The sequence below is a fragment of the Pseudomonas sp. BF-R-30 genome (assembly GCF_019956175.1).
GTDB classification, from domain to species: Bacteria; Pseudomonadota; Gammaproteobacteria; order Pseudomonadales; family Pseudomonadaceae; genus Aquipseudomonas; species Aquipseudomonas jessenii.
This window is the reverse complement of sequence record NZ_JAHBDE010000033.1, coordinates 313,772-330,637: the sequence shown is the minus strand read 5'-3', so window position 1 is coordinate 330,637 and position 16,866 is coordinate 313,772. Positions and strand designations below refer to the sequence as shown.

The following is a 16,866-nucleotide window of genomic DNA, read 5'->3' as shown; positions in this document are numbered from 1 at the left end:
AAATCAGCCCCCGCCCCTTGCCCGCCGCATCCAGCAACTTCGCCAGGTTGGCGACGATGCGCCCGCCCGTGGCGGCAAACGGATGCCCCGCCGCCAGTGAGCTGCCCTTGACGTTGAGCTTGCTGCGGTCGATCGAGCCCAGCGCCGTATCGAGCCCGAGACGGGTTTTGCAGTACTCCGGATCTTCCCAGGCCTTCAAGGTGCACAGCACTTGCGCGGCGAAGGCTTCGTGGATTTCGTAGTAGTCGAAGTCCTGCAAGGACAGACCATTGCGCGCGAGCAAGCGCGGTACGGCGTAGACCGGCGCCATCAACAACCCTTCGGCACCGTTGACGAAATCCACCGCCGCCGCCTCACCGTCACGCCAGTAGGCCAGAATCGGTAACCCGCGTGCGTTGGCCCACTCCTCGCTGCCCAGCAGCACCAGTGACGCGCCATCGGTCAGTGGCGTGGAGTTGCCGGCGGTCAGGGTGCCCTTGGCGCTTTTCTCATAGGCCGGCTTGAGCGCGGCGAGCTTTTCCAGCGTGGAGTCCGGGCGCAGGTTGTTGTCGCGGGTCAGGCCCAGGAACGGTGTCATCAGGTCGTTGTGCCAGCCCTCGGCGTAGGACGCCGCCAGTTTCTGATGGCTCTCAAGCGCCAATTGATCCTGTGCCTGGCGAGGGATGTTCCAGGTCTGGGCCATCAGCTCGCAATGCTGGCCCATGGACAACCCGGTACGCGGCTCGCCGTTGCGCGGGAATTCGGGGATCAGATGTTTGGGACGCAATTGCAGGAAGGTTTTCAGTTTGTCGCCGGTGGTTTTCGCGCGGTTGGCTTGCAGGAGGATTTTGCGCAGCCCCTCGCTGACGCTGATTGGCGCATCCGAGGTGGTGTCCACGCCACCGGCGATGCCGCAGTCGATCTGGCCCAGGGCAATCTTGTTCGCCACCAGCAACGCCGCCTCCAGCCCGGTACCGCACGCCTGCTGGATGTCATAGGCCGGGGTGGCAGGCGACAGTCGCGAACCCAGTACGCACTCGCGCGTGAGGTTCATGTCTCGCGACAACTTGAGCACCGCCCCGGCGACCACTTCACCAATGCGCTGGCCGTGCAGATTGTAACGTTCGATCAGGCCTTCGAGGGCGGCGGTGAGCATCACCTGGTTACTGGCCGTGGCATAGGGGCCGTTGGAGCGGGCGAAGGGAATCCGGTTACCGCCGATGATCGCGACGCGGTGCAGTTGGGTCATGAAAAGCTCCTGATGAATGATCTGAACCGAACACAGCCCCCTGTGGGAGCGGGCTTGCTCGCGAAAGGGCCGGCACACTCAACATCGTTGTTGGCTGATACACCGCCATCGCGAGCAAGCTCGCTCCTACAATGTAACCAAGCGTAGGCCTTATCTCGTGGATCGAACGACTGATCGCCATTCATGGTCCACACTTTGATCCCCAGCTTTCGGAGCGTGTTCCATGTCTGACCGCTATATCGACTTCGCCAATTCGTCCATCGGCCATCGCCTGGTCGGCGCCCTGGGGTTGCCGACACCGACCAGACTGGAGCGCTGGCAAGCCGGCCGGTTGCGACCTGTAGAAGGCGCCCTGCTGATTGGAGGCGGGCCGTTGGCCGAACACGTCAGCGCTTTCGCCAACCGTCTGACCGACGCAATCTACAGCTACGGCGCCGAGCCTTCGATGGCCACGGCCTGGATTCCCGGCCACGGACCGAAACTCAAGGCCGTGGTGTTCGACGCCAGTGACCTGCTGCACACCGATCAGCTCAAGCAACTTCGCGAGTTTTTCCAGCCGCTGATGAAAAACCTCGACCACTGTGCGCACCTGGTGATTCTCGGGCGCGATCCGCAAACCTTGCGCGACCCGTTCGCCGCCAGTGCCCAGCGTGCCCTGGAAGGTTTCAGCCGTTCACTGGCCAAGGAGTTACGCAGCGGTGGCACCCTGCAATTGATCTACGTCGGTGAAGGTGCCGAGGGGCAACTGGAAGGCCCACTGCGGTTTTTCCTCTCACCGAAAAGCGCCTTCGTGTCCGGGCAGGTCATTCGCTTGAGTCCGTGTTTGACGCCCGTCACCGACTGGACACGCCCGCTCGCCGGGCGCAAGGCACTGGTCACCGGTGCGGCGCGCGGTATCGGTGCCGCCATTGCAGAAACCCTGGCCCGCGATGGTGCCGACGTCATCCTGCTCGACGTGCCGCCGGCCAAAAACGATCTCGAAGCCCTCGCCTCGCGCCTCGGCGGGCGCACCATCACCCTCGACATCTGCGCCGAAGACGCCGCCGCGCAGTTGATTGAACAACTGCCCGACGGGCTCGACATCGTGGTGCACAACGCCGGCATCACCCGGGATAAAACCCTGGCCAACATGACCCCGGAATTCTGGGACGCGGTGCTGGCGGTCAACCTCAATGCGCCGCAAGTGCTGACCAAAGCCCTGCTCGACAGCGGCGCCCTGCACGACAACGGCCGGGTGATCCTGCTGGCGTCCATCAGCGGCATCGCCGGCAATCGCGGGCAAACCAATTACGCGGCGAGCAAGGCCGGGCTGATCGGATTGGCGCAAGCCTGGGCGCCGCTACTCCACGAGCGCAGCATCAGCATCAACGCCGTGGCACCGGGCTTCATCGAAACACAGATGACCGCGCACATTCCCTTCGGCCTGCGCGAAGCCGGACGCCGCATGAGTTCGCTTGGCCAGGGCGGCCTGCCGCAGGACGTCGCCGAGGCCGTGGCCTGGCTCGCGCAACCGGGCACCGGCGCGTTTACCGGGCAAGCGTTGCGTGTATGCGGGCAAAGCGTTCTGGGGGCTTAAGGATGATCACCGACTGGCACACACTCAACCGCGAACCCGGCCTGCCGGGATTGTACGCACGAGCGGCGACACGGCGAAAAATCACGGGCACCACCCTACCCGATTCGGGTTTGAGTTGCTGGGTCGAAGTCGATCCCAAGCGCCTGGCGGCTTATCGCAAGGTCTGTGGTTTCGCCGACAACGGCCTGCTGCCACCGACCTACCCGCACATCCTCGGGTTTGCCTTGCAGATGCAACTGCTCACGACCAGGGACTTCCCGTTCCCGCTACTGGGCCTGATTCACCTGAGCAATCGCGTTCGTGTACTGCGTCCCATGGGTGGAGTGAATCGGGTGCGCGTCAGCGTGCAAGTGCAGAACCTGCAACCCCACGCCAAAGGCGCGACGTTCGATCTGCTGACCACCCTCGACGATCAGTTGGGGCCGTTGTGGGAAGCAGAAAGCCGGATGCTCTGTCGCGGCGTCAAACTCGAGGGTGAACCGCTCGAAGAGAGCCTGGTATCCAGCCTGGCCCTGAGCGAAGTCGAGCACTGGAAAGCGCCTTCGGACATCGGCCGGCAATACGCCAAGGTGTCCGGCGACTACAACCCCATCCACCTCAGCGCGGCCAGCGCCCGACTCTTCGGCTTCCCGACCGCCATCGCCCATGGCCTGTGGAACAAGGCGCGCACGCTGGCTGCACTGGCCGGGCATCTGCCTGTAGCGAATGTCGAGATCGCGGTGCAGTTCAAGAAACCGGTACGGTTGCCCAGCGAGGTGACGTTACTGGCCAGTGCGCCAGGGCCGAGCGGGGATTTTCAGTTGGTGGGTGTCGGGGAGCTGGAGCATATGGTCGGGCATTGGCGGCCGGTTGCCTGATAAAGCTGATACCTCGACGTGGCGAGGGCGCTGGCTCCTCGCCACAAAAGCTCCGCGGTTAGTTTTGCGGATCGAGATTATCCAACGCCCGGTTCACCGCCAGCTCACCCAGCATGATCACCTGCGCAATCCCCAGCAGGGTGTTGCGCTGCGAGCCCTCCAGAAAACCTGCGAAATCACTCGCCATCACACTCGCCGACGCCAGCGACTCACAGGCGTGGGCCAGCAGGGTCTCGGTATCGATGTCCGGGGCGATGACGAACATAGTGCTGGGTTTGTGAACGGCAGGTGGCTTGGGCGGATTGAGGTAGTGATCGAGGGCGCGGTCGGCGGCTTCGTGGAATTTATTTGAGTGAGGGGATTGGTAGGGAGAAACGTCGTCGGATTCGGGGGGATTTGGGGTGGGTTTGAACATGGTGAAGCTCCATTCTTGGATTTGGAGTTCGCCATCACTGCGACCAAGCAGAAGGGTGGCGAACCGTACGCAGGTTGGTCGACCAGGGAATGGAAACCCGGCAGGGCCTAAGCCCTCCCACGCACAGCTCGCCATTAAGCAAGCACAAAAATGCCGCTCACGCGGCACTGTGCGCCATTCTAAACCCGGGCGACCAAACCCGATCACTGATTTTGCAGCGACCGACAAAGGCTAGAGATCGCGCTTCCGACGGACAACCTGAGAAACATGTCGGAGATTTCCTCGGGATCTGAGGAAAACTACACAGGAATGTGTTGGCTGAAAGGACGTCATCGCGAGCAGGCTCCTACAGTTGGGCTGGGTACATCTGAAAGAAATAGATCGGCTGGCAGGCCGTCTTCGCGGGCAAGCCCGCTCCCACAGGGTCGAGGTACATCCGCCAAATTCAGTTCGGCTGTCAGGCCGCCTTCGCGAGCAAGCCCGCTCCCACAATAAGTCGGCGTACACCCGCTGCTTCTCACCACTCATCAGGCCGAGCGTTAGCTCGCCTGCAGCTCTTGATCTTGATCCACCCGCCCCCTCGGAAGGCTGAGTGGAGGTGTTCATCCGGGGACAGGCGCGCAGCGCCGTTCGACGCAGTCGAACTCATTGCATGTAGGTCGAAGCGAAGCCGACCGGAGGGCAATGCCCCCGGATGAATACCGCAGCGAAGGAACCCCGAGCCTAAGCGAGGGGCCGTACGTAAGGGGCGAGACCTTTTGGTTCCTTTTGGGGCGTTTGCCAAAAGGGACTCGCCGTAAGGGCGAAACCGCCAGCCGCCGTTACCGCAGCAATGGATATGTACACAACCCAAACCTCCATTTTGGCGGAATGATTCTATGCTGACATTACTCAGTGATGGTCAAGGTAGACGCACTCATGAAAGCCAGCCTCCCCCACAAACAAAAAAGTGCCGCCGCGAATGAGTTCGCCCTGGGATTGCTGACCGCCGCCATTCATCCGAATCTGCCGGCGACCCTCACGACCAGTGCGAGCCTGCAATTTTGAGTGCCGGGGACAAACTCTTCGGGCGCCTGCTCCATCGCCATCCGCCGCCCCCGCCGGAGCCGCAAGAGGCACCGCGGGTGCACAGTTTCGGATTGCAGATGCAGCTCAATGCCGAGGGGCGTGTCGTTCAACTGAGCGGTCCGCTGCGGCACTTGCTGGCCCAGCACCCCCCCAGCGAGCAGGCACCGCATCTGTTCGACTTCCTGTTGCCCCACAGCAGCCTCGTCATCGAAGGCTCGCCGGCGGACTGGCAGGGGCAAACCCTGGACCTGGACTTCTACAGCCTCAACGGCCCCCCGCTGCATTTGCGCGGCTGGGCGCAGCCCTTGGCCGATACCTGGTTGTTGCAGATGCTGGACATCGGCGACTTGCTGCTTGAGCGCCTGCAATCGCGCAACCGCGAACAATGCCAGGTGCTGGCGCAGCAAATCGCCGAACAGTTGCGCCTGTGCAGCCTGACGCGCCTGCCCGAGGTGCTGACCGAGCAACTGCAAAGCCTGGCCCAGCGTTTTCAGATCCCCTGCATTGCTCTCGCCTTGCTCGATGAGCAGGAACATGGTTGGCAGATTCACCAGCACTACGCAGCCCTGGATGCACCGCAGCTGTGGCAAAACGGTCAACGCCTGGGCACGGGGCTGGACAGTTTGAGCGGCTCGGCACCGCAGCACCTGACCCCGCGCGAACACCCGCGCCTGCAAGGTGCGTTCGGCAATACCGATGGCTTCGCCGTGCCCTATCATGATGCGCAAGGGGTGGTCGCCTGGTTGCTGTGCGGTTTCTTCACGGCGCAAAAACGCGCCCCCGATGTCACGGAACGCGACTGGCTACAAATCACCGCCGCGCTCGCCAGTCCCTTGCTCGGGCGCCTGCGCGAGCACCGGCATCACCTGCAACTGGAACGCCTGGAATCGCTGCAAGCCTTGCTGGGAACAGGCTGGTGGGAAGTTTTCAGCGACAGCGACGAGGTTCAGTTGGCACCTTCGCTGGCCACTACCCTGAACCTTGGAATGTCGCGTTTATCCATGCAGGACTGGCTCGATCAGGTGTATCCCGCCGACCGCGAAGAGCTGCGCATCTGCCTGCAAGACTTGCAGGAGACTGGCACTCCCCTGCTGCTGTGCGTGCGCCTGTATCGCCCCTACGGTGCGCCCGCACCCGCCTGGTATCGCCTGCAAGGCCAGGCTCTTGGCGCGGGGAAAAACCGTCGTCTGGTGGGGTTCATGCTCGACATCAGCGACATCAAGAACCAGGAACAGAGCGCCATCGCCGCCCATGCACGCCTGGACAATCTGATCGCCAGCTCTCCGGCGGTGATTTACGTACAGCGCTATGTCGACGGTGCGTTGCACCCGGTGTTTTTCAGCGACAGCCTGTTGCCACTGCTCGGCTGGACCCTCGCCGACTGCGCACCCGGGGCGCTCGTGGAGCGGGTGCATCCCGACGACCGACCGCAGTATTTCGAGCGCACGCGGCTGTTGCTGCGTGAAGGCTCGGTGCGCGCCCGCTATCGGTTGCGTGACAGTCACGGCGACTATCACTGGCTGCTGGATGAAGCGAAGTTGTTGCGCAACGACCTCGGCCTGCCGGTGGAAGCCGTGGGTCTGTGGCTGGACATCACCGAAGCGACCCTGGCCACCGAACAGGTCAGGCAGAGTGAAGAACGCTACCGGATGTTGGTGGAAGACTCGCCGGCGATGATCTGCCGCTACCAGCCGGACCTGACCCTGACCTTCGGCAACCGCCCGCTGGCCACCTGTCTGGAGTTGGCGCCCGAACAATTGCCGGGGGTGAATCTGGGCGACTGGATGTCCGGGGAACAGCGCACTGCATTCATCCAGCGGCTGAACCGACTGAGCCCCGAGTTTCCGGTCAGCACCGCCGAGATCAACCTGCAACTGCCCGGCTGCGAACACGCCTGGTGGGTCTGGTCCGATCGTGGGGTGTTCGATGAACACGGCCGGTTGCTCGAGGTCCAGGCCGTGGGGCGCGACAACACCGAGGTGAGGCGCGCGCAGCAGCAGCTCACACAAAGCGCGAAAATGGCCACCCTCGGAGAAATGGCCACCGGCCTGGCCCATGAGATCAACCAGCCGCTGAACGTGATGCGCATGGCTATCGTCAACGTACTCAAGCGCCTGAACAACGGCGATGTACAGGTCGATTACCTGATCGACAAGCTCACGCGCATCGACACGCAAGTGCAGCGCGCCGCGCGGGTGGTGGACCACATGCGGGTGTTCGGCCGCCGCTCGGAAACCGAGCAGCAACCGTTCAACCCGGTCCAGGCCATCGAAGGCACGCTCTCACTGTTGTCCGAGGACCTGCGCGACAAAGGCGTCGACCTGCGCATCAGCGAAACCGGTTTTGAAGTGCAGGTGCGCGGCTATGTCGATCAGCTTGAACAGGTACTGATCAACCTGATGGTCAACGCCCGGGACGCGCTGCTCGGCAAGCGCGAAACCCTGCCCGGGTTCAAGCCGTGGATTTCGCTGTACACCGAACGGGATACACACTCGGTACGCCTGTGGGTCGAGGACAACGGCGGCGGTATCGACCCGCGTTTGCTGGAGCGGATTTTCGAGCCGTTCTTCACCACCAAACCGGTGGGCTTCGGCACCGGTCTGGGGCTCTCGGTGAGCTATGACATTGTCGAGAACATGGGCGGCAAGCTGAGCGTCAGGAACTCCACCGAGGGTGCGCGTTTCTGCATAGAACTGCCGATTGTGCTGCCGGATCAGATCGCCGGGGATGGGCGTCCCGAGTGACAACGGAGGTTGGCACCCACCTCGACTTTGTTCAGGTCGATCCCCAGGCTCGCCAGTGCCAGGCATAAAAACCCCTGTAGGGCACAGGGGTTGAGAGACTGGCTGACTCTAGGATGCGTGCGGCGGGTAGTTGGCCAATATCCGCGTGACCGTTTCCCAGATGGCATCGCGACGATCCGTCGGGTTCGGCGTGCGGCTGAGTATCTGTTCGTCACTGCCACGCCACACCAGTTTGCCGTCCTTGCCATCGAGCAGGTCGATCTGGATGGTCGCCACTTTGTAGCTGACGTTGCGGGTTTCGTTATACATGGGGGCGCCGTAGTAGCCATACCACGGGTTACCCCAGCCGCCACCGTAATTGGTGGTCACCTGTTGTTGCCGCTCTTCGACAATCAGGTAGGTCTGCACATTCAAATCGCCCTTGGCGCCTGCGGCGGCCGGGCGCAGACCGCGCTGATCCAGTTGATCGGCAACCGCCTGACGGATGCGCTGCTCGGTCAGGTCGCTCTTGATCCGTGGATCGTCGGGACGGTATTGCAGGGCGGGTTCTTTCCAGGTCCAGCTGCGATAGGCAGCAAAGTCGCGGCTGGCGTCGAAGTCATGATTGACCTGGTTGGCGGCGCAGGCACTGAGCAGCGCGGCCACTGCCAGTAAAACAAAACGGCGGAACATGATGAGTCTCCGGTTGAAGGCATGATCCTGCGGAATGCTTCTTATCTACAAGAAGCTAACTAGGAGGATACGCCGACATTGCCTTTTTCACAGCCTCCCGTATGGCATCGGCCCGCTCGCTTTCGCTGCCCCGGTTGCCGGTTTCAGCGCTGGAGCTCCACACCGGCTGGCCGCTCCTGGCGTCAAACATATCCACCTGAACCACCACGACTTGCTCCTGATAGGTACGAACGACAGGTACGGTGGCGTACCCGCCATATCCAGGGCCGTAGCCGTTGTAGCCACCATAACCGCCGCCGTAATAGTCGTCCTGTACCTGGCGCAAACGGGTTTCCAGGCGCAGGTCGGCGCTGACAAACAGGTCGGCCGGGCGATTGTCGTGCAACGGGCGCAAGCCGCGTTGATCCAGCGCATTGCTGACCGCTTCGGCGATCTGTGCCGAGTCGGCCCAGGCGGTGCCCGGTGGCAGATGCCCGTCGAGCCAGGCCCAACTGCGGTAGCGCCCATAGTCACGGGGGGCTGCCGGGTAAGCGCTGCGGTCAAAGGTGTTGGCGGCCTGGGGCGGCGCCGGTGGCAATGGGTTGGACGTGGCGACATAGGGGTTGCTGCCCTGACAGGCAGCCAGCCCCAGGCAGAACACCAGTACACCTGAATGACTTTTCATTGCGTGCTCCGATCAGACAGGCCGACAGATCCAGTGCAAGTAACGTCCAAGCCCGGCAAAGCTCGGATGACGACGGTGGGCCAGTTCCATTTCCAGCAGATCCGCCAGCTCGGCGCGGGCCTGGAATTCCACCGGCATGTAATCGTGGAAAACCCGCACGCCACTCATGGTTTCGACCTGCCACAGACCTTCAAGTTGCGCCGCCAGCTCGCGCGGATCAAGGGGCTGTTGCGGGGTCAGGCTCTGCTTTTCGCCGGCCATGTCGTTCTTGCGCATCTTGCGGAAATGCCCCTTGAGCAAGTTGCGATATATCAGCGCGTCACGGTTGTAGAACGCCAGGGACAGCCAGCCGTCAGCCTTGGTCAGCTGATGCAGCACCGGCAGGATGGCGTGGGGTTCGGCCAGCCATTCCAGCACGGCGTGGCACAACACCAGGTCGTAGGGTTCGGTGAGTTGCCCGAGCAGCTCCTGCCAGGGTGCCTGAATGAACGTGGCGCTCTGCCCTGCTTCGGCAAAACGCTGGCGGGCGCCTTCGAGCATCGGCTCGGCAGGCTCGGCGAGGGTCACCTGATGGCCGCGCTCGGCCAGCCACAACGACATGTGGCCAAGCCCGGCGCCGATATCGAGCACGCGCAGCGGCCGGTCGGGCAAGATTTCGGCCAGATCGGCCTGCAACACCGCCAGACGGATCGCTCCTTTGGCACCGCCGTAGATTTTTTCGGCGAAACGGGTCGCCAGTTGATCGAAATGACGGTCGCTCATCAGCTGAACCTCCGTTCGCTGTCCGCCAGCTTGCTGCGCACCACGGCGTCCATGTCCAGGCCCAGTTCGCTGCACAGCAGCAATAGATAAAGCACGATGTCACCGACTTCCTGCCCGGCGTGGGCGAGTTTGTCCGCCGGCAACTGGCGTGACTGGTCTTCGGTCAGCCACTGGAAAATTTCCACCAGCTCGGACATTTCCACGCTCGCGGCCATGGCCAGGTTTTTCGGGCTGTGAAATTGCCGCCAGTCATTGCGGTCACGGATGGCGTGCAGGCGTTCGGTCAGTTCAACAAGGTTCATCGGGCTCTCCTGAAGACGTATAGCTTCGGGGGGATCACAGGTGAAGGCAAGTGACAAAGTTGGAGCGGTTGGCATTGTTTTTTTGTGGGAGCGGGCTTGCTCGCGAAAGCTGACTGATAGTCAACATTGATGTTGAATGTCATGACACCTTCGCGAGCAAGCCCGCTCCCACAGGTATTGTGCAACCCTCTATGCTTGTGGAAACTCGGCAGCATGATCGACAGCCCAAGACTCAATTCTCTTTAAACAGGACGTTCACTTCATGCAGGTAGAAGGTTTTTCCGAATGGCTCGGCCAGGTACTCGGCTCGATCATCCGCTTCATCGTTGATGGCCTCAGTGGTCTGTTCAATCTGTTGAGCAACGCCAGCAGCAATTTCATCGAAGGCCTGTCCCAGGCGCTGGGCATGGATACCTCGGTCATCAGCATCGTGACCTTGATCCTCGGCCTGATCCTGCTGTGGTCAGCGATCCGCGCCTTTCTCAATGCGTCGTTCATCATGGGTTTCATCTGGTTGCTGCTGGGGCTGTGGTTGCTCAGCTGGATCATCCACTGACACCACACAAATCACTGTGGGAGCGGGCTTGCTCGCGAAGACGGCAGGTCAGTCGAGTCATTATTGACTGGACGACCGCTTTCGCGAGCAAGCCCGCTCCCACAATTGATCGCGGCTCGCCCTCGATGTGCCGCTACAATGCCCGCTCCTCCAAGGAGCCTGCATGTCCAACCTGACCGCCGACTGGCGCGACCGCCCTACCCATCGCCGGGTCTGGGCACTCGCCGCGCCGATGATTCTCTCGAACATTTCCGTACCGCTGGTGGCATTGGTCGACAGCACCGTCATCGGTCACCTGCCCCACGCCCATCAACTCGGTGCCGTCGCGGTCGGGGCCAGTCTGTACACCTTCCTTGCCTGGGCCATGGGCTTTCTGCGCATGGGCTCCACCGGGTTCGCCGCCCAGGCAGCGGGGCGTGGGGATGGTGCCGCCTTGCGGCAGATTCTGTTGCAAGGCCTGCTGCTCGCCATCGGCCTGGCCGTGGTCCTGGGTGCGGTGGGCGTGCCTTTGAGCGGGGTCGCGTTGCATTTCATGCAACCGTCGGCTGAGCTCGATCAGCTGACCCGCGAGTTCTTCCATACCCGCCTGTTCGGCCTGCCGGCGGCGCTCGCCAGTTATGCCCTGGTCGGCTGGTTCCTCGGCACCCAGAATGCCCGGGCACCCCTGGCGATTTTGCTGAGCACCAACCTGGTCAACATTGCCCTGAACCTGTGGTTCGTCCTCGGCCTGGAATGGGGCGTGGTCGGTGCTGCCCGGGCCTCGGTGATTGCCGAATGGACCGGCGCACTGATCGGTTTGCTGATGACCCGCAAAGCCCTGCGCGCCTACCCCGGGCATATCGTCTGGGCGGCATTGGCGCTGTGGCAGAGTTGGCGGCCATTGCTGGCGGTCAACCGCGATATCTTTATCCGCAGCCTGGCACTGCAATCGGTGTTCTTCCTGATCACTGTGCAAGGCGCACGGCTGGGCGACGCCACGGTCGCGGCCAACGCTCTCTTGCTCAATGGCCTGCTGCTGACCGCCCACGCCCTCGATGGCCTGGCCCACGCTGTCGAAGCCCTGTGCGGACATGCTCTTGGCGCCCGTAACCGCGATGCCCTGCGCCGTTCATTGGTGGTGGCCGGTGGCTGGTCGTTGCTCGCAAGCCTGGGCTTTGCCGCGCTGTTTCTGTTCGCCGGGCATCTGTTCATCGAGATGCAGACCGACATTCAAAGTGTGCGCGACACCGCGTTCATCTACCTGCCCTACCTCGCCGTACTGCCGCTGATTGCCGTCTGGAGTTACCTGCTCGACGGCCTGTTCATCGGCGCCACCCGCGCCCGGGAGATGCGCAACGGCATGCTGCTGACCGTGGCGCTGGTGCTGCCTTTCGGCTGGGCACTGCAAGGCGGGGGCAACCATGGCCTGTGGATAACCTTTCTGTTGTTCATGCTGCTGCGCAGCCTGACCCTTGGCATGATCGCCTGGCGCCTGCGCCGTAACGATGGCTGGTTCGCCGGCGGTATTCACTGATCGGGCGTGGCCCCGACAATTAATTTCGACCTCATGGCCAGGGTGGATCGTTCTGCCACCGGTTTCGCAGGTGATCGAGGCGTTCCTGTTGAGTTCCGCCCGGCAACGGCTGCACGGGCACCGCGTCGGGATACTGCAGGCGTAGCCATATCCAGCCATCAAGCACCGGGCGCTCGCTGAACCCCAGCGCGATCCCCTCCTGCACATGAGCCCACAGGCGGGGAAAATCGACACCGGTGGATCGGCTCCAGCGCCAGGCATGCTGCTCGAGCAGGCAGGTTTGCAATTTTCCCTGCTGCCCAACGCTGAGGCTTTCCTCGACTGCCAACGGGCTGACCGACAACCCCGGGTTGGACAAGCGCTGCCAGCCCTCACACCCCATCGCGCGGTCGGCCCAACTACCGCCGAACCAGCGTAACTGGTGGATAGGTCCTAGCCATCGACTCAGTTCAACCGCATCGCAGGCATCGAAAAAATAACTGGCCGTGGTTGGGTTGTAGTAACTCAAAAGGGCCCGGTGCAGGCCAAGCGTGACCGTGAGCATGCGCCGCAAATGCGCCAGCAACGACGAAGCGCCCGCCTCGCTGACCACCAGCAGTCCGGGCCAGCGTTTTCCGTCGACGATGCATAAATCGGCCAGTGCCGGGCAGGTGCGCAGATCGACCAGGACCGGCCCCTGTTCATGCAGTGCATGCCACTCCGTGCCTTCGAACAACCCGAACCATCGGGCCTGGGCAAACATTTGCCGAAGTGTGACACCCGCCTGCGGCGTGCCCGGCACATCCAGCAACAGCCACTGCGGGGGTGCCTCGGGCGTACGTGTGGCAATCATGCTCCAGAGCTCTGGCCAAGCTGCGTCGCCAGACGACAGGTGCACAAAGCCTGTGCGCAATGGTTGAAGCTGCCGCCACCGGGTAGCAGACACAACATCAGCAATGGCTCCCCCGAGCGCAACCATTGCTCCAGGCCCTCATCATGGGTGCAGCCGGGCTGGGGGGTGTCGGCGTCCGTCACCTCGACCGTTGCCGGCGCATGCAGCACCCCGGTTATCTGCGGTTGATCGGGATCGCCCTCGACAAAACCCACGACCAGCTCAGTCCCTTCCCGTATCGGCGTGAACGTCGAACCCTGCAACTGCCTGGCCAGGGGCAGCCAGCAATGACTGGGCGTCGCCCCTTCGCCCTGATAAAGCCAGTCGAATTGCACCGGTACCGGCCTTTGCGGGTCAGGGCTTGGCTCATCGACCTCGACGACCCACGCCCGTTGCGGGCCATGCATCCTTGGTTCGATCGTCGCACAGGGCGGTTTGATGGGTGCCGGCCAGTGCAGGGCACGGGCCTGGTTGTGGTAAGGCGTCGTCGTATCCTGGCTGCCCCAATGCTCAACGCTGGTCAGCAGCCAGAGCCGATTGCAATCGGCAACCGGATGACCGGACAGCGGCATCAGTCGACCGCTGCGCAAGGTTGCCAGGTCCGTCCGGCATTCGGCGCACTGCACGGCCGTCCCACCGCTACGCCGACGTTCGAACTGCCGCACCACCGGTCGATCGCCCTCGCTGCGCAATACCACAGGTTCGCCGGTTGGAAAATGCTGCCGGTCATCACCAAACACCACACAGTGCCCGCGGGCCCGGTGTTCGAAGTGGTAGTGAAGCCCCTCCTGGGCGCACAGTCGCTGGAGAAATTGCAGGTCTGACTCTCGATATTGTGTGCAAAAATCCCGGGGCGGGTATTGGCCACTTAGCTCCAGACGTCGATCCTTGCCGGTAATGCCGTGCTCCTTGAGGATCTGGTCAAGGATTTGCGGCACTGATCGGGCACTGAAGATTCGCTGGCTGAAGCGCTGGGCCAGGCAAGCCAGTTTTGGCCCCAGGCGCACCTGGCAGAGTCGGGGTCCTCTGGCGTGGTCACGCTGGACGAGCTCATGCAATTGTCCATGCACGTAGCTTCCGGCTGGTCCGAAATGCAACGAGGCAGGGCGATACAGCAAACTGGCAAGGTCAAGCACCGGGTCTTCGATCAGCAGTTCCAGGTCGAACACGAACGGCTCGCTGATGGCTTCTCTGCCGGTAAAGACCAGGACCTCTAAGGAATCGGGCAGACCTGCTACATCCAGACGAAATGACGGTTCGCTGACTGGATTGAACATCGGCGTTTCTCTACAGGAGGGGCGGCCGGGGATTCTCGCTGAGAGACATGGCCGAGTAGAGTGCCGAAATACAAATTAGGAAATAACCTACGCGAAAAGAAGACCAAATGCGTTGGGTCGTCGAAGATGCTGGAAATTTCGCCTGGAACAGGAGAATTGCCGCACCAGGTCATCTGAAATTTCCGCAGCGAACGGTAAATTTTCAGACGACCTGATGAGCGTGACGCTTACCTCAGGAAGACAGGTAAGACGAACGGGTCAGCCCCAGACGCAAGGCATCGAGGAACTGCGTGCGCTCGGTTGCGCTGATGCGGGCACTGGCGCACTTGTCGCGGTAGTGGGTCATCAGTTCTTCCGGCGACAAGTGCACGTAACGCAGCATGTCTTCGATGGTGTCGTGGGTTTCGATACCGGCGTGGTACACGCTGCCATCGGCGTTCTGGTAGATGTTCACCGAATCCGTGTCACCGAACAGGTTGTGCATGTCGCCAAGAATTTCCTGGTAGGCACCGACCAGGAACACACCCAGCAAGTAGTCCTCACCTTCTTTCAACGCGTGCACCGGCAAGCTGGTCTCGATGCTCTGCTCGTCGACGTACTGGTTGATCTTGCCGTCGGAGTCACAGGTCAGGTCTTGCAGTACCGCACGACGCAGCGGCTCTTCATCGAGACGGTGCAGCGGGATGATCGGCAGGACCTGGTCGATGGCCCAGGTGTCCGGCAGGCTCTGGAACACCGAGAAGTTGCAGATGTACTTGTCGGCCAGCTTGTCGTTGAGTTCGTCCAGCACCTGACGGTGGGAACGCTGGCGTGCCTTCAACGAGTTGTGCAGGCGACGGCACACGGCGAAGTAGCACTGCTCGGCCAGGGCTTTCTCGGCCAGGGTCAGCTTGCCGTCGGCGTACTGGGAGGCAACATCACTCATGTAGTGCGTGGCGCGCCAGTAGGTTTCGGTGACCATTTCGATGTCGGTCGGACCCAGCAGGTCCACCAGCCACTGCACGGTTTCCGGCAGCGCTTCCTTGTTCTCGATCTGCGGCACGTCGTCGTTGTGTTTCTCGACGTCGGTCACCTGGATCACCAGCATCGCGTGGTGCGCGGTCAGGGAACGGCCGCTTTCGGAGAAGATGTTCGGGTGCGGCAGGCTCTGCGCATCGCAGAATTCCTTGAGCATCCCGACCACGACACCAGCGTAGTCGTCCATGTCGTAGTTGATCGAACTGGCATTACGCGAGTGCGTGCCGTCGTAGTCCACGCCCAGGCCACCGCCGACGTCGATGTGATCCACCGGAAGGCCGAGGTTGCGCAGTTCGCCGTAGTAACGGATCGCTTCCTTGAAACCGTGCTGGTAGTCCGCCAGGTTGGCGATCTGCGAGCCCATGTGGAAGTGCAGCAGGCGAATGCCCTGGTCCAGGCCCGCCGCGCGGAAACGCTCGACCACCGACAGCAGTTGCGCCGCCGACAGGCCGAACTTGGATTTTTCACCGCCGGTGTCCGCCCACTTGCTCGAGGCCAGGGACGACAGGCGCACGCGCAGGCCGACCTGAGGCTTGACCTTGAGCGAAGCCGCTTCTTCGATCACCAGGCCGACTTCGGATTCTTTCTCGATCACGATGAACACGTTGTGGCCGAGCTTCTGGCCCATCAGCGCCAGGCGAATGAACTCGCGGTCCTTGTAGCCGTTGCAGACGATGGTGCCGCCCTTCGGCGCCAGTGCCAGCACCGCCAGCAGTTCAGGCTTGGAGCCGGCTTCCAGGCCGATGGAAACGTTCTGGGTGGCGATGATGTTTTCGATCACCGCTTCCTGCTGGTTCACCTTGATCGGGTACAGCGCGGTGTACTTGCTCTGGTATTCCAGACGCTCGATGTTGGCGTCGAATGCGCCGGTCAGCTGACGCACGCGGTCTTGCAGGATGTCCGGGAAACGGACCAGCAATGGCAAGGACAGGCCGCTTTTGCGCAGCTGGTCGACTTGCTCGTACAGGTCGATAGGCGAGCTGCTCGGACCGTTCGGACGAACTTCGACGCGACCGGCGTCATTGATCGCGAAATACCCGGCCCCCCAATGGCGAATCCCGTAAACACTGCGGCTGTCCGCAACTGTCCATTGGCTGCCATCGTCTTTGCGTGTGCGTCGTACGGACATCGAAGTCCCCTATAAAGAAGTCATAGTGCGTCGCCTGGGTTCAGGCCGGCGCAGTCTAAAGAATGAAAATGACGGTTCGTCAACGAGGCAATAGACCCCGCCGACCGCAGTGAGTTTAGATACCGGTCATGAACAGGCTCTGTGAAAACCATGTAGACGATGCCGGACCTGAATGTCATCAGGACCGGATCAAGCCGAGGGTGGTTTTCACAGAG

At 62.1% G+C, this 16,866-nt stretch carries 15 protein-coding genes; 6 read left to right on the top strand and 9 right to left on the bottom strand.

Translation table 11 applies throughout. The annotated features are described in order from the left end of the window. Positions 1–1,228: acetyl-CoA C-acetyltransferase (locus KGB20_RS18575; RefSeq protein ID WP_223532832.1), on the bottom strand; the 1,228-nt coding region annotated here is incomplete at its 3' end. A gap of 223 nt (positions 1,229–1,451) precedes the next feature. On the opposite strand from KGB20_RS18575, the gene KGB20_RS18570 reads away from it, so the two are divergent. Together KGB20_RS18570 and KGB20_RS18565 are read left to right on the top strand one after the other, a co-directional pair. After that, a complete protein-coding gene (locus KGB20_RS18570) occupies positions 1,452–2,804 on the top strand; it encodes a 3-oxoacyl-ACP reductase (RefSeq protein ID WP_150813542.1) in 1,353 nt (450 codons plus the stop codon). A gap of 2 nt (positions 2,805–2,806) precedes the next feature. Further along, on the top strand, positions 2,807–3,661 hold the full coding sequence (locus KGB20_RS18565; RefSeq protein ID WP_154910393.1) for a MaoC family dehydratase: 855 nt from the start codon (positions 2,807–2,809) through the stop codon (positions 3,659–3,661). Between the two features lie 58 nt (positions 3,662–3,719). On the opposite strand, the gene KGB20_RS18560 is transcribed toward KGB20_RS18565, so the two are convergent. Then, entirely contained in the window at positions 3,720–4,076 is a 357-nt protein-coding gene (locus KGB20_RS18560) for a DUF6124 family protein (RefSeq protein ID WP_090452940.1), read from the bottom strand. A 918-nt stretch (positions 4,077–4,994) separates the two neighbouring features. Here KGB20_RS18560 and KGB20_RS29035 point away from each other — a divergent pair. Then, entirely contained in the window at positions 4,995–5,123 is a 129-nt protein-coding gene (locus tag KGB20_RS29035) for a hypothetical protein (RefSeq protein ID WP_256355997.1), read from the top strand. Continuing rightward, positions 5,120–7,888, top strand: coding sequence for an ATP-binding protein (locus KGB20_RS18555; RefSeq protein ID WP_154861075.1), 2,769 nt, complete (start codon positions 5,120–5,122; stop codon positions 7,886–7,888). The genes KGB20_RS29035 and KGB20_RS18555 overlap by 4 nt, the downstream gene beginning before the upstream one ends. Before the next feature lie 108 nt (positions 7,889–7,996). Here KGB20_RS18555 and KGB20_RS18550 read toward each other — a convergent pair whose 3' ends face one another. The 4 genes from KGB20_RS18550 to KGB20_RS18535 are packed head-to-tail and all read right to left on the bottom strand — an operon-like array spanning position 7,997 to position 10,288. Then, the gene (locus tag KGB20_RS18550) at positions 7,997–8,560 is read right to left on the bottom strand and encodes a DUF4136 domain-containing protein (protein ID WP_057712146.1); all 564 of its coding nucleotides are present in this window, start codon (positions 8,558–8,560) and stop codon (positions 7,997–7,999) included. 55 nt (positions 8,561–8,615) lie between these two features. Next, positions 8,616–9,224 carry a DUF4136 domain-containing protein gene (locus KGB20_RS18545; protein WP_057712147.1) on the bottom strand — a complete coding sequence of 203 codons (609 nt, stop codon included), beginning with the start codon at positions 9,222–9,224 and terminating at the stop codon, positions 8,616–8,618. Between the two features lie 12 nt (positions 9,225–9,236). Continuing rightward, positions 9,237–9,986: a methyltransferase domain-containing protein gene (locus KGB20_RS18540; protein WP_154910391.1), complete on the bottom strand. Its 750-nt coding sequence runs from the start codon at positions 9,984–9,986 to the stop codon at positions 9,237–9,239. After that, positions 9,986–10,288 (bottom strand): MazG-like family protein, encoded by a 303-nt coding sequence (locus KGB20_RS18535; protein WP_085727452.1) that lies wholly within the window; start codon positions 10,286–10,288, stop codon positions 9,986–9,988. Before KGB20_RS18535 ends, KGB20_RS18540 begins: the two co-directional genes overlap by 1 nt. Positions 10,289–10,550: 262 nt before the next feature. On the opposite strand from KGB20_RS18535, the gene KGB20_RS18530 reads away from it, so the two are divergent. Then, positions 10,551–10,844, top strand: coding sequence for a hypothetical protein (locus KGB20_RS18530; protein ID WP_154910390.1), 294 nt, complete (start codon positions 10,551–10,553; stop codon positions 10,842–10,844). Between the two features lie 163 nt (positions 10,845–11,007). Beyond that, positions 11,008–12,357, top strand: a complete 1,350-nt coding sequence (locus tag KGB20_RS18525; RefSeq protein WP_154910389.1) for an MATE family efflux transporter — start codon at positions 11,008–11,010, stop codon at positions 12,355–12,357. Positions 12,358–12,388: 31 nt separating this feature from the next. Here the strand turns inward: KGB20_RS18525 and KGB20_RS18520 are convergent, their stop codons facing one another. The 3 genes from KGB20_RS18520 to speA all read right to left on the bottom strand — a co-directional run bounded on the left by KGB20_RS18520 (position 12,389) and on the right by speA (position 16,651). After that, a complete protein-coding gene (locus KGB20_RS18520; protein WP_154947839.1) occupies positions 12,389–13,189 on the bottom strand; it encodes a DUF4123 domain-containing protein in 801 nt (266 codons plus the stop codon). Further along, the gene (locus KGB20_RS18515) at positions 13,186–14,505 is read right to left on the bottom strand and encodes a type VI secretion system Vgr family protein (protein ID WP_154910387.1); all 1,320 of its coding nucleotides are present in this window, start codon (positions 14,503–14,505) and stop codon (positions 13,186–13,188) included. Before KGB20_RS18515 ends, KGB20_RS18520 begins: the two co-directional genes overlap by 4 nt. A gap of 232 nt (positions 14,506–14,737) precedes the next feature. Continuing rightward, positions 14,738–16,651, bottom strand: coding sequence for an arginine decarboxylase (gene speA / locus KGB20_RS18510; RefSeq protein WP_057712154.1), 1,914 nt, complete (start codon positions 16,649–16,651; stop codon positions 14,738–14,740). Positions 16,652–16,866 lie beyond the last annotated feature (215 nt).

What these genes read in the sequence shown, in the direction of transcription:
- KGB20_RS29035 (WP_256355997.1), top strand. Translation starts at nt 4,995, where the DNA reads ATGAAAGCCAGCCTCCCCCACAAACAAAAAAGTGCCGCCGCGAATGAG.
- KGB20_RS18550 (WP_057712146.1), bottom strand. Translation starts at nt 8,560, where the DNA reads ATGTTCCGCCGTTTTGTTTTACTGGCAGTGGCCGCGCTGCTCAGTGCC.
- KGB20_RS18570 (WP_150813542.1), top strand. Translation starts at nt 1,452, where the DNA reads ATGTCTGACCGCTATATCGACTTCGCCAATTCGTCCATCGGCCATCGC.
- KGB20_RS18530 (WP_154910390.1), top strand. Translation starts at nt 10,551, where the DNA reads ATGCAGGTAGAAGGTTTTTCCGAATGGCTCGGCCAGGTACTCGGCTCG.
- KGB20_RS18540 (WP_154910391.1), bottom strand. Translation starts at nt 9,986, where the DNA reads ATGAGCGACCGTCATTTCGATCAACTGGCGACCCGTTTCGCCGAAAAA.
- speA (WP_057712154.1), bottom strand. Translation starts at nt 16,651, where the DNA reads ATGTCCGTACGACGCACACGCAAAGACGATGGCAGCCAATGGACAGTT.
- KGB20_RS18535 (WP_085727452.1), bottom strand. Translation starts at nt 10,288, where the DNA reads ATGAACCTTGTTGAACTGACCGAACGCCTGCACGCCATCCGTGACCGC.
- KGB20_RS18515 (WP_154910387.1), bottom strand. Translation starts at nt 14,505, where the DNA reads ATGTTCAATCCAGTCAGCGAACCGTCATTTCGTCTGGATGTAGCAGGT.
- KGB20_RS18525 (WP_154910389.1), top strand. Translation starts at nt 11,008, where the DNA reads ATGTCCAACCTGACCGCCGACTGGCGCGACCGCCCTACCCATCGCCGG.
- KGB20_RS18520 (WP_154947839.1), bottom strand. Translation starts at nt 13,189, where the DNA reads ATGATTGCCACACGTACGCCCGAGGCACCCCCGCAGTGGCTGTTGCTG.
- KGB20_RS18545 (WP_057712147.1), bottom strand. Translation starts at nt 9,224, where the DNA reads ATGAAAAGTCATTCAGGTGTACTGGTGTTCTGCCTGGGGCTGGCTGCC.
- KGB20_RS18565 (WP_154910393.1), top strand. Translation starts at nt 2,807, where the DNA reads ATGATCACCGACTGGCACACACTCAACCGCGAACCCGGCCTGCCGGGA.
- KGB20_RS18560 (WP_090452940.1), bottom strand. Translation starts at nt 4,076, where the DNA reads ATGTTCAAACCCACCCCAAATCCCCCCGAATCCGACGACGTTTCTCCC.